The organism is Dyella tabacisoli (genome assembly GCF_003350925.1).
Taxonomy (GTDB): Bacteria; Pseudomonadota; Gammaproteobacteria; order Xanthomonadales; family Rhodanobacteraceae; genus Dyella_C; species Dyella_C tabacisoli.
Genome location: NZ_KZ857173.1, coordinates 382,797 through 394,799 on the forward strand (window position 1 = coordinate 382,797; position 12,003 = coordinate 394,799).

Sequence of the window (12,003 nt, forward strand, 5' to 3'; positions counted from 1 at the left end):
GGAATTTTCATGACTGAGCCGCCCACCCCTGCCGTCTCGCAATCATCGCTACGGGAAGGTATGGTGCAACGATTCTCAGCCACGCTTTATATCCCTATGTTCGAAGGATTGCGCTTCAATCACTGGAAAACGAGCCTGGACGACAGCGGTGTTGTCACCTTGTCCCTCGATCGGGCTCAAAGCAGCGTGAACGCCATATCGCGCGCCGTACTCGACGAACTGGGCCAAATCATCGAACGGCTGGCGATCGAAAAGCCGGCCGGCGTACTGATTCATTCCGCCAAACCCTTTGGTTTCGCGGTCGGTGCCGATATCAAGGAATTTGTCGAGTACGCGAAACACGGCACGGTACTGGAAAATATCGAGAACGGTCAGGGTGTATACGAGGCACTGGCGCGCCTGCCCTGCCCCACTGTCGCGGCCATACACGGCGCCTGCATGGGTGGCGGTACCGAGCTGATCCTGGCCTGCCGCCAGCGCATCGCCGCAGACGACGATAAAACCCGCATCGGCCTACCTGAGGTCATGCTGGGCATACACCCAGGCTGGGGCGGTACCGCACGCTTGCCAAGGCTTATCGGCGCGACGGAAGCCCTGCCGGTGATGCTCACCGGTAAAGCGCTGTCGGCCAAGCGCGCGCTGGCCCTGGGTCTCGTCGATCGGCTGGCGCCTGCCGACGAATTGCTGGCCGAAGCCCGCAGCTTGCTGCGCCGCCCGCAATCGCGCCCATTCGCGCTACGCGCAAAGGCCTGGGCGACCAACATCTGGCCGGTGCGTCAATTGTTAGCCCCGATGGTACTCAAGCAGACCGCCGCCAAGGTACGCAAGGAGCACTACCCCGCCCCTTTCGCCATGATCGAAGTATGGCGACGCGGTAATTCCAGCATGCAGCAGAGACTGAAACTGGAAGCCCGCTCAGTCGCCAAACTGGCCGAAACCAGCACAGCGCAAAACCTGATCCGGGTGTTTTTTCTGCAAGAACGCCTGAAGGCTCAGGGTAGCGGTGTCGAACACGATATTGAGCGCGTACACGTCGTCGGTGCCGGCGTCATGGGCGGCGACATCGCAGCGTGGGCAGCCTTCAAAGGCTTTCAGGTGACCTTGCAAGACCGGGAGATGAAGTACATCCAACCCGCACTCGACCGTGCGCGGCAGTTGTACGAAAAGAAACTCAAAGCGCCAGCCAAGGTCGAGGCAGCTCTCGCCCGCCTGCGTGCCGATGTCGAGGGCAAAGGCGTAAGCACCGCAGATCTGGCGATTGAGGCGATCTACGAGAACGCCGAAGCCAAGCAAGCACTCTACGCAACCATCGAACCGCAGTTTCAGGCCGCTGAAATTCTTGCCAGCAATACCTCAAGCATTCCACTCGATGAGCTACGCCAGGGCCTGAAAGCACCTCAGCGCTTTCTTGGACTGCATTTTTTCAACCCAGTGGCGCAGATGCCGCTAGTCGAAGTGGTGCGGCACGACCAGTTAGACCCATCCATCGAAAAACGGGCGCTGGCGTTCTGCAAGGCGATCGGCAAGCTACCGGTGGCCGTCAAAGGCACGCCGGGCTTTCTGGTCAATCGCATCTTGATGCCCTATCTGCTCGAAGCCATGCGCCTGCACAGCGAGGGGGTGCCTGGCCCTGTGCTGGACAAGGAAGCAAAGAAGTTCGGCATGCCGATGGGGCCTATCGAACTGGCTGACACCGTCGGATTGGACGTTTGCGCATCCGTCGGTAAGGAGCTGGCTCCCTTTCTCGGGCTAGAGTTGCCGACGGGGCTGGAGGACAAGCTGCAAAGCGGCAAGCGCGGCAAGAAAGACGGCCAGGGCCTATACGTATGGCAGGAGGGCAAACCCATCAAGCCCGAAGTAGATCCTGATTACGTGACACCCCCTGACCTGCAAGACCGCATGATTCTGCCGATGGTAAACGAGGCCGTGGCCTGCCTCACCGAAGGCGTGGTTGATGATGCCGACTTGCTCGATGCCGGCGTCATCTTCGGTACCGGCTTCGCCCCCTTCCGTGGCGGCCCCATCCAGTATTTGCGGGCCGAAGGTGTTAGCGTCCTCAAGAGCAAATTAGAAACGTTGGCACAACGCTACGGAGAGCGTTTCTCGCCCAAGAGCGGCTGGGATCATCCCGCGCTGACGCAGAGCGAGCTCGACCTTCCTGCCCATCAGGCGGCACCATCGGACAACGATTGAAATCACCCTCCATGAAGACCAAAAGCCCGGCTTTAGGCCGGGCTTTTTCGTTATTGCCTTAACGGGTCGGACATCACCACATCAAATCGTCAGGCACTCCGTCATCACCGACCCCAGTCGCGCCCGGCTCGACCAGCAACGCCAACTGCTGTGCATCCAGGTCACGCACCTGTTCAGCCACTTCTCGACTGACCAGCAGATAGCGCCCCGCCTGCTGCACCACACCCAATTCGCCGGCATTAAGAGCCGCCAATTGAGCGGCATCGACATGCATACGGCGAATTTTCCCGCCGTACTCGAAGTGGCGAACCTGATCGGCATCGGCCTTGTTCAACACGTTCCCGCTGAGCAATTGCTGGATTTTCTGCTTACGCTCACGCTTGATCCGTGCCAGCTCGGCGGCTTCCTGTTCGGCGCGCTTGCGCTCGCCGGCTTCGGTCTGGGCACGAATCGCATAGGCCCTGGCCAGATCAATTTCGTCCTGACTCTTGCCTGGCACGTGCCCCTTATGAGGCGGTCGGGCGCCCTGCGGTTTGTTGCCGCCGCCTTGAGGCTTGCTGCCCTTATACGGCGGCTTGCCACCCTGCTGCGGTGACGGACGCTTTTGCTCGGTAACCTGTTTGACGATGCCGCTCTTTAGCAGCTGATCGCGCAGGGATTCGGCCATGATCGGAACTCGTTGGTAGTTGCGTTGAACGGATACGCGTAGAACACAGGGAGTGAAGTATGGGGAATGAAGTACAGGGTCAATAATGCGGCGGCGGCGGCTCGCTATGCGGATCGTCGCCATGCGATACGCGCATGGACGAAAGCTCGTTGCGCAAATCGCGAATCAACCGTTCCAGCATCGCGATACGCTGCGATTGCTCCGCATCGGCGCTCGCCAGCGCATTCACCGTATCGTCGATAAAGGTGAGCCGCACTTCCAGCTCGGTCAGACGTTGGTCCAATGACAGATCATTCACTATCAGGCTCTCAGACTGCGGCCGCGACCGATGCCGTAATACGCCAAGCCAGCCTCCTCGACCTGAACCGGATCGTACAGATTGCGGCCATCGAAGATCGCGGGACTGGCCAGCGCTGCGCGAATGCGATTGAAATCAGGGCTGCGAAAAGCTTTCCACTCGGTAACGATAGCCAGTACATCGGCCTTTTCCAGCGCTTGGTAAGCGCTGTCGCACAACTGCAAATTCGGCTGCTCGCCGTAAATGCGCCGAGTTTCCTCGCTCGCCTGTGGATCGAAAGCCCGTACCTTTGCCCCAGCCTTCCACAAGGCCTCCATCAGATGGCGGCTGGACGCCTCGCGCATATCGTCGGTATTGGGCTTAAACGCCAACCCCCACAGCGCGATGGTCTTGCCGGCAAGTTGGCCCTCGAAGTGACGCGAAATGAGCTCAAACAGCTTGCTCTTCTGATCGCGGTTCACTGCCTCGACGGCATTAAGCAAACGTGCGTCGTAACCCACATCGCGCGCGGTGTGTTCCAACGCCTGCACATCCTTGGGGAAGCATGAACCGCCGTAACCGGCACCCGGATAGATGAAGTGATAGCCAATGCGCGGATCCGAACCGATACCTTGCCGCACCAGCTCTACGTCGGCGCCCACTCGCTCGGCGATATTGGCGATTTCATTCATGAAACTGATCTTGGTCGCCAGCATCGCATTTGCTGCATATTTGGTCAGCTCAGCCGAACGCTCATCCATGACCACCGTGCGCTCGTGGTTGCGATTGAACGGCGCATATAACTTGCGCAGCACGCCTACCGCACGCTCGCTGGAGCTGCCGATGATGATGCGGTCGGGGCGCAGGCAATCCTCTACCGCGTCGCCCTCTTTCAGAAACTCAGGATTGGACACCACGTCGAATTCGACGGGCACGCCACGCACTATCAGTTCAGCCGCTACCGCCTTGCTCACCCGGTCAGCCGTACCCACCGGTACCGTGGACTTATTCACCACTACCGCGTAGCGGTTTAAGTGTTGACCGATGGTCCTGGCGACACCGAGCACATACTGTAAATCTGCGCTGCCATCCTCATCGGGCGGTGTGCCGACGGCAATGAAAATCACTTGTCCATGAGCGATGGCCGGCAGCGGATCGGTGGTGAAATCCAGTTGGCCGCTGGCATGGTTGCGCTTGACGATCGCCTCCAGGCCGGGTTCGTAGATCGGAATTTCACCTCGTTTCAGGCGCTCGATCTTGCCCACGTCGATATCGACGCAGACCACGTGATTGCCCATCTCAGCCATGCACGCACCGGTAACCAGCCCTACATAGCCGGTGCCAAAAACGGTGATATTCATCATCGAGGGGGAAATCTCATGAACAAGAATCGAAGATTTTAGCAGGCGATGCCGCAAAGCATCGCGCCTGTCTGTGTCGCTAATAAAACAAACGGGGCGCGAATCGCTTCGCGCCCCGTTGCTATACCGTAAAACCAGCCTGTTTTAAGTCAGTCTGGCTTATTTGCCGGCGCCAGGAGCAGCCTGATCGCCAGCCGGCGTCGGGCCGGTCTTGACCAAGGTCACGTCAAAAATGATCGTGGCATTCGGCGGGAAACCGTTCTGCGGCTGTGCGCCGTAGGCGATGTTCGACGGAATCACCAGCTTGTAGTGACCACCGGTCTGCATCAACTGCAGGCCTTCACGGAAACCCGGGATCACGCCAGCGAGCGGGATCGAAGCCGGACCACCACCTTCGTGTTTCGACGAATTGTCGAACTCTTCGCCATTGACGAAGCTACCGACGTAGTTGATCTGCACGGTGTCGTTCGGACCCGGACGTGCGCCCGAACCCTGACTGAGTACCTGGTACTGCAGACCCGAAGCGGTGGTCTTCACGCCCGACACGGACTTGTTCTTGGCCAGGAAGGCATCGCCTTCGCTCTTGTTCTTGCTGGAGACCTGGGTGTACTCAGCCTTGGCCTTGGCCTGCAACTGGGTCACGAAAGCTTCTTTGGTGGACTTGTACTCGGCCTCGCTCATGGTCGGCTTTTGACCGGAGAGCGCGGACTGCACTGCCTTACCGACAATGGCCGGATCCACTTCATCGCGCACGATCGGCGGCAACGAGCTGGCCAAGTCCCAACCAACAACGTAGCTGGCCTTGTTCTTATCAACCGTACCTGCCGCGGCGGTCTTAGCAGCCTGAGCGTGTACGCCAGCGGTCATACCCAGCGCAACAGCCAATGCGGCCGCCGTCAGCGTGGGACGCAGAAAATGCTTCATGTGAAACTCCCTCATATTGAATGTCCCGGTGCCACCGGACGGGCCTCCCCGATGGAGGCAGCACGCGCATTGTGCGGCGCCTTTCCTGTCTTAGCAACGAGCAAGCGTTACGACCACTAACTCATAGCAAAGGTTCGTGACGAAATCGAGAATCGTTGATTTTTACGATTTCCCCGCTAAATCAATGCGGGCTGTCCGGGTGCTCGACCTTTTCCAAGGTGTCTCGTAATGCTGCTTGAAGCCGTGCATGCACCTGCACCAGCACCCGCCACAGCAGCCATGTCAGCACTAATCCGATCAATACCAGCACCACCGCGACCTCTCGCGGCGGCAGGATGGTCGAGGCCAGCGCAGCCACCAGCAAGCCCAAAACCGCCATCGCCGCCAACGGAATAATCCGTGCCAGCACCCCGCGAATGCGAACGTTATGTGAACCACCGATTCGCTCGGGGATACTCAACTCGGCCAATAACATGCCCAGAGCAGCCGCTTTGCGATAAGCCGCCACGATCATCGGCAGCGAAAACAACGCAGCCAGCGACCAGGCCAAACTACGCGAAATCAGTGGGTGCCCATCCAGCACATCCCAGCGGAAGAAACCACGGCGATAGACGTAAGCCATGATAAGAAAGACCGCGACCACCAACATCATGTTGACGATGACGTGCCAGACCAGGCGGCGAATCATCTTCATGATGACTGCGCCCTGCCCCTTGAAACTGATACTGCCCATCCACTCCGTATAGGCCGTAAGCGTGCCGGTAAGCCCACTCGGCAAGCGGCGCGCCAACACACCAGCGAGCGGATCGGCGGACCGGATCAAATACGGGGTCAGGAAAGTGGTGATGGCCGACACCGCTACCGCTACGGGATAAAGAAAGCTGCTGGTTACTTTCAAGCTCAGGCCAAGCGAGGCGATCACGAAAGAGAATTCGCCGATCTGGGCCAGGCCCATCCCTGCGCGTAGCGAGGTACGCCCGTCATTACCGGCGACAAAGATGCCAAAGCTGCATGTCACCACCTTGCCCAACACGACTGCGATCGTCACTACCGTGATCGGCCAGGCGTATTGAATCAGTACGCTCGGGTCGATCAGCATGCCGATGGACACAAAAAATACGGCGCTGAACATGTCGCGGAGCGGCCCAATAATCCGCTCGATACGCTTGACGCTGGCCGACTCGCCGACGATCGCACCAATCATGAATGCGCCCAAGGCCATGCTGTAACCCATGTCGGTAACCAGCAGGCAAAAACCGAAACACAGCCCAAGCACAGCCACCAACAGCACATCGTCACGACTGACTCGGGCGATGTAGTCGACGACCCGCGGCACCAGCAATAGCCCGACCACCATCGACACCGCCATAAACAGCGTGAGCCGGCCAATCACCGTCATCGCTTCGCCAGCCTCAAGATCACCGGTGCTGGCGATGCCGGTCAGCAACGCCATCAGCACAATTGCCAGCACATCTTCGATAATCAGGATGCCGAACATGACCTGCGCAAAACGCTCTCGCTTGAGGTTCAAATCACTCAAGGCCTTGAGAATGATGGTGGTCGAAGAGATCGACAGCATCGCGCCAAGGAACAACGCATCCATGGCGCTCCAGCCAAAGAAACGGCCGATCTCGTAGCCGATCCACAGCATCAGCACGATTTCACATACGGCGGCCACCAACGCTGCCCCACCCACTTCGCGCAATTTCTTCAGGCTGAACTCCAGGCCCAGCGCGAACAACAGCAAAATCATGCCCAGTTCGGACAAGGTACGGATAGTCAGCTCGTTATGAATGAACACTACCGGCAGCGTGTACGGCCCCACCAGCACGCCGGCGATGATGTAGCCCAGGACCACCGGCTGTCGCAAACGCTGAAAAATCACCGTGGTCAGACCTGCAACCAGCATCACCGTGGCAAGGTCCTGGATAAATTGCAGCTCGTGCATAAGGCATTCCAACGTGGGTGCAATGCAAGACTAACAGTCACTTATGCGCGTAAGCAGACATTCAGATCGTCAACAGCCCGCGCACTGCACCACCTTTGTGAAAAATTTTTGTCACGAATGCTTGACGAAATAACGATCCCCTCTTATTCTTTCGGACTTCCAGCAGGCGGGGCCATAGCTCAGCTGGGAGAGCGCCTGCATGGCATGCAGGAGGTCGGCGGTTCGATCCCGCCTGGCTCCACCATTAAAATACGTCCCCATCGTCTAGAGGCCTAGGACATTACCCTTTCACGGTAGCGACCGGGGTTCGAATCCCCGTGGGGACGCCAAATTCAACTGCCGAGGCAACAAGGCAAGCGTATTTGGAATGATTCGATAGCAATAGCTGGAAAAAAATGTGGAGCGGTAGTTCAGTCGGTTAGAATGCTGGCCTGTCACGCCGGAGGTCGCGGGTTCGAGTCCCGTCCGCTCCGCCACTAACGGAAAGCCCGCCTAGCGCGGGTTTTTTGTTGTCCGCGATTTGTCATCGCGATTTCGCATGCAGGCGCGTTTTACGCCAAGGTATCGGGCTCACGCTCCAATGTACCGATGGAATGCCCCTGCTCGGCCAGATACTCCAGCCAGCGCGAAAGAAAACCGTTCATGCGCAGGCGATGCTGAAACACGGTATGCGCGGGTGGAAACGGCCCCAGCACCTGCCATAAATGCCGCCCAGGGTGGCAATGCAAGGCCTCGGCAACATGCGCATCGGTGTACATGCGCAACTGCGCCGAGGGTGACGGCTGCCCCGTCTGCGCATCGACAAAGTCGTAGGTGAGCTCAAGCTCCAGTGTGTACGGATGACGCTCCTGTACCTGGAGACGCACATTGAGGCCATCGTCCACCACGGAACGGTAGCGCCCCGGCGCCAACGTCTGCGGCGCGAATAGCTTCGCCAGCCGGTGATAATTCTCCGCATACAAGCCCATCAGAAAACCGAAGCGACTGGGCAGTAAGGCGTTACGGTTGTCCAGTACGGCGCTCATAGATGGCACAGATTCCTCGTGGCAGTGAAAACGTGGCAATCAGAACATGGTCCGCTCGATGCCGAAGCGGTCAAAGATCTTGCTGGCGATTTCCTCGATCGATACATGCGTCGTGTTGAGACATGGAATGCTCTCGCGACGCATCAGTTTCTCGGCCTGTTCCAGCTCCCAACGGCATTGCTGCAGGGTCGCATAGCGACTGTTAGCCCGTCGCTGCTCGCGAATCTGCGCCAACCGCTGCGGGTCAATAGTGAGGCCGAACAGGCGGTCTTTGTAAGGCCGCAGACGCGCCGGCAGCTCCAGCTTATCGAGATCATCGTCCGTCAGCGGGTAATTGGCGGCGCTGACCCCGTAATGCAAGGCCATATACAGGCAAGTCGGCGTTTTGCCCGAGCGCGACACACCGACGAGGATCAGGTCTGCCTTGGCGTAGTCCACATCGATGCCGTCATCGTGGGATAGCGCGTAATTAGTCGCGTTGATGCGCGCCTCATACTTTTCGAAATCGACCAGGCCGTGCGAGCGGTTCACTGCACCGGAGTGCTTAGTGCCCAGCTCGTCCTCCAAAGGGCCGATAAAGGGCGCGAATACATCGAGCATCAAAGCCCCACTGCCTGCAACAATCTCGCATAACGAGCGATCGGCCATGGTATTGACCACGATCGGACGGTCCCCGCTCTGCGCAAAACGCGTCTTGATCCGCAACGCGGCGGCCTCGGCCTTCTTCGCGTCATCGATAAAGGGTAACCGATGCTTATCGAACTGGACCCCTTCAAACTGGGCCAAAATGCTGTTGCCTATCGTCTCCGCCGTAATACCAGTGGAATCAGAGATAAAAAAAACGGTTCGCTGCATGGGGTTATCCGAAAAGGCAGTGGCGGCTTGTGCGGCACCTTAGCGCAAGCGCATAAGCCTGTCTTTGCTTGACTCTGGCCTGACTGGTATGCAGTTGGCGTGGCCGTTATCTGCAATGGTCTTCTTGTGCCGCGCACCATAGGCAGCGGACAATACCAGTCCTTTGCGGCTCGGTTTGCTTGGCCGCCACTCATCCGCCCACCCCCTATAGAGCTCTTGAGGAGACCCCCTTGAACGAACTGGTGCTTTGGCTCGACACGCTGCGCATGACTGACCTGGGTAAGGTAGGCGGTAAGAATGCGTCGCTTGGCGAGATGATTGGCAATCTGGCAAAGCTTGGCGTGTCGGTGCCTGGCGGCTTCGCCACCACCGCTGACGCGTTTGCGCAGTACCTGGACAAAAGTGGCGTAGCCAAGCGCATTCAGGCCCGCCTTGCCGATCTCAACGTAGACGATGTCGAAGCGCTGATTGCGGCCGGTAAGGAAATCCGTGAATGGGTTACCGAAACCCCGCTGCCAAGCGAACTCGATAACGCCATCCGCGACGCCTACATCAAACTGTGCAAAGACGCCGGCGCCGAGAACATCGCCGTCGCCGTGCGCTCCTCCGCCACCGCCGAAGACCTGCCTGACGCTTCTTTCGCCGGCCAGCAGGAAACCTTTCTCAACGTGGTCGGCATCGACGACGTGCTGCATAAGGTGAAGGAGGTCTTCGCCTCGCTATACAACGATCGCGCCATCGCTTATCGCGTGCACCAGGGCTTCAAGCACGAAGACGTATTCCTGTCCGCCGGCGTGCAATTGATGGTGCGCTCCGACGTGGGCGCCTCCGGCGTATTGTTTACGCTGGACACCGAGTCGGGTTTCCGCGATGTCGTGTTCGTCACCGGCAGCTATGGCCTTGGCGAGATGGTCGTGCAAGGCGCGGTCAATCCTGATGAGTTCTACGTCTTCAAGCCCACTCTCAAGCAAGGAAAGCCTGCGGTGCTGCGCCGCCAGCTTGGCGCCAAGCAACTGCGCATGACCTACTCCAGCGCACCGGGCGAACGTGTAAAAGTCGAGGACACGCCGGTCGACATGCGCAACCGCTTCTGTGTCACCGATGCGGACGTAGAAGAGCTTTCGCGCCAGGCGCTCATTATCGAGCAGCACTACGGTCGCCCGATGGACATCGAGTGGGCGAAGGACGGCAACACCGGCAAGCTCTACATCGTGCAGGCCCGTCCAGAAACTGTGAAGTCGCGTGCGCACACGACACAGCTTGAGCGCTTCCATCTTCTTGAGCGCGGCAAGGTGCTGGCCGAAGGTCGTGCCATCGGCCAGAAGATCGGCTCCGGCAAGGCACGCGTCGTGCGCAGCATGGCCGATATGAGCAAGGTGCAGCCCGGCGACGTATTGATCGCCGATATGACCGATCCCGACTGGGAGCCGGTAATGAAGCGCGCGGCGGCCATCGTTACCAACCGAGGCGGCCGTACTTGCCATGCCGCGATCATTGCACGCGAATTGGGCGTTCCCGCCGTCGTCGGCACCGGTAACGCGCTGAGCTTGATTCCCGATGGCGCCGAAATCACCGTGTCGTGCGCCGAAGGCGACACCGGCACCATTTACGAAGGTCAGCTCAAATTCGATCGCGTTACCGCGGACCTCGGCGACATGCCCGAAGCGCCGCTGAAAATCATGATGAACGTGGCCAACCCGGAGCGCGCATTCGATTTCGGCATGCTGCCCAATGCCGGTATCGGCTTGGCTCGCCTGGAAATGATTATCGCCAGCCACATCGGCGTCCATCCCAAGGCATTGCTGGAATATGGCAAACAAGATGCCGAGACCAAGGCCAAGATCGACGAGCGCATGGCCGGCTACGCCGACCCCGTGAGCTTCTACGTCGATCGCCTGGCCGAAGGCGTCGCCACTATCGCCGCCTCGGTCTACCCGAAAACGGTCATCGTGCGCCTGTCTGACTTTAAGTCGAACGAGTACGCCAACTTGATCGGCGGAGCTCGCTATGAGCCGCACGAAGAAAACCCGATGATCGGCTATCGCGGCGCAAGCCGTTATGTCGATTCGGGTTTCGCCGAAGCCTTCGCACTGGAATGCAAGGCGGTGAAGAAAGTGCGCGAAAGCATGGGCCTGGATAACGTGTGGGTGATGATCCCGTTCGTACGCACGCTAGGCGAAGGCCGCAAAGTGATCGAGGTGCTGGCCAAGAATGGCCTCGTACAAGGCGCCAGTGCGCAAGGCGAGCAAGCACTGAAGATCATCATGATGTGCGAAGTACCGTCCAATGCACTGCTTGCCGCCGAGTTCCTGGAAATCTTCGACGGTTTCTCGATTGGCTCCAACGATCTTACCCAGCTCACCCTGGGCCTGGATCGCGACTCAAGCATCGTCGCCAATTTGTTCGATGAGCGTGATCCCGCCGTGAAAAAGCTGCTGGCCATGGCGATTCAGACCGCTCGCGAAAAAGGCAAATACGTCGGCATCTGCGGCCAAGGCCCCTCCGATCATCCCGATCTGGCCGAATGGCTGATGGATCAAGGTATCGAATCGGTTTCTCTCAACCCCGATACCGTAGTCGATACCTGGCTGCGACTTGCCAAGAAAAAAGCCGGCTGAGTCATCCGGCTAGCAGGACCCCATGGGGCGGTGGCAACACCGCCCCATTTGTTTTTGTGCAACACCGAACAGGCTCTAAGCCCTGCACGCTATGCCATCGAAAACTATCACCGAGTACGCCTGTCGCTCAATCAA

The 12,003-nt window shown here is 58.8% G+C and carries 9 protein-coding genes and 3 tRNA genes; 5 read left to right on the forward strand and 7 right to left on the reverse strand.

The features are described from left to right. Positions 1-96: 96 nt before the first annotated feature. Entirely contained in the window at positions 97-2,193 is a 2,097-nt protein-coding gene (locus tag DVJ77_RS01430; protein WP_114843682.1) for a 3-hydroxyacyl-CoA dehydrogenase NAD-binding domain-containing protein, read from the forward strand. 73 nt (positions 2,194-2,266) lie between these two features. Here DVJ77_RS01430 and DVJ77_RS01435 read toward each other — a convergent pair whose 3' ends face one another. The 5 genes from DVJ77_RS01435 to DVJ77_RS01455 all read right to left on the reverse strand — a co-directional run bounded on the left by DVJ77_RS01435 (position 2,267) and on the right by DVJ77_RS01455 (position 7,370). Beyond that, on the reverse strand, positions 2,267-2,860 hold the full coding sequence (locus DVJ77_RS01435; RefSeq protein ID WP_114843683.1) for a DUF2058 domain-containing protein: 594 nt from the start codon (positions 2,858-2,860) through the stop codon (positions 2,267-2,269). 79 nt (positions 2,861-2,939) lie between these two features. After that, positions 2,940-3,143 carry a SlyX family protein gene (locus DVJ77_RS01440; protein WP_380037745.1) on the reverse strand — a complete coding sequence of 68 codons (204 nt, stop codon included), beginning with the start codon at positions 3,141-3,143 and terminating at the stop codon, positions 2,940-2,942. A 17-nt stretch (positions 3,144-3,160) separates the two neighbouring features. Then, entirely contained in the window at positions 3,161-4,498 is a 1,338-nt protein-coding gene (locus tag DVJ77_RS01445) for a UDP-glucose dehydrogenase family protein (RefSeq protein ID WP_114844188.1), read from the reverse strand. A gap of 159 nt (positions 4,499-4,657) precedes the next feature. Then, a complete protein-coding gene (locus tag DVJ77_RS01450) occupies positions 4,658-5,422 on the reverse strand; it encodes an FKBP-type peptidyl-prolyl cis-trans isomerase (protein WP_114843685.1) in 765 nt (254 codons plus the stop codon). A gap of 181 nt (positions 5,423-5,603) precedes the next feature. Next, positions 5,604-7,370 (reverse strand): cation:proton antiporter, encoded by a 1,767-nt coding sequence (locus DVJ77_RS01455; RefSeq protein ID WP_114843686.1) that lies wholly within the window; start codon positions 7,368-7,370, stop codon positions 5,604-5,606. 168 nt (positions 7,371-7,538) lie between these two features. Between DVJ77_RS01455 and DVJ77_RS01460 the strand changes: the two genes are divergently transcribed. From DVJ77_RS01460 to DVJ77_RS01470, 3 genes are all read left to right on the forward strand, one after another. Next, positions 7,539-7,614, forward strand: a tRNA-Ala gene (locus tag DVJ77_RS01460). A gap of 9 nt (positions 7,615-7,623) precedes the next feature. Then, a tRNA-Glu gene (locus tag DVJ77_RS01465) sits at positions 7,624-7,699 on the forward strand. A 70-nt stretch (positions 7,700-7,769) separates the two neighbouring features. Further along, a tRNA-Asp gene (locus DVJ77_RS01470) sits at positions 7,770-7,846 on the forward strand. 75 nt (positions 7,847-7,921) lie between these two features. Here DVJ77_RS01470 and DVJ77_RS01475 read toward each other — a convergent pair. Together DVJ77_RS01475 and ppsR are read right to left on the reverse strand one after the other, a co-directional pair. Then, positions 7,922-8,395, reverse strand: a complete 474-nt coding sequence (locus DVJ77_RS01475) for a DUF1249 domain-containing protein (RefSeq protein WP_114843687.1) — start codon at positions 8,393-8,395, stop codon at positions 7,922-7,924. A 39-nt stretch (positions 8,396-8,434) separates the two neighbouring features. Beyond that, positions 8,435-9,250, reverse strand: coding sequence for a posphoenolpyruvate synthetase regulatory kinase/phosphorylase PpsR (gene ppsR / locus DVJ77_RS01480; RefSeq protein WP_114843688.1), 816 nt, complete (start codon positions 9,248-9,250; stop codon positions 8,435-8,437). A gap of 230 nt (positions 9,251-9,480) precedes the next feature. Between ppsR and ppsA the strand changes: the two genes are divergently transcribed. Next, on the forward strand, positions 9,481-11,868 hold the full coding sequence (ppsA, locus tag DVJ77_RS01485) for a phosphoenolpyruvate synthase (RefSeq protein WP_114843689.1): 2,388 nt from the start codon (positions 9,481-9,483) through the stop codon (positions 11,866-11,868). Positions 11,869-12,003 lie beyond the last annotated feature (135 nt).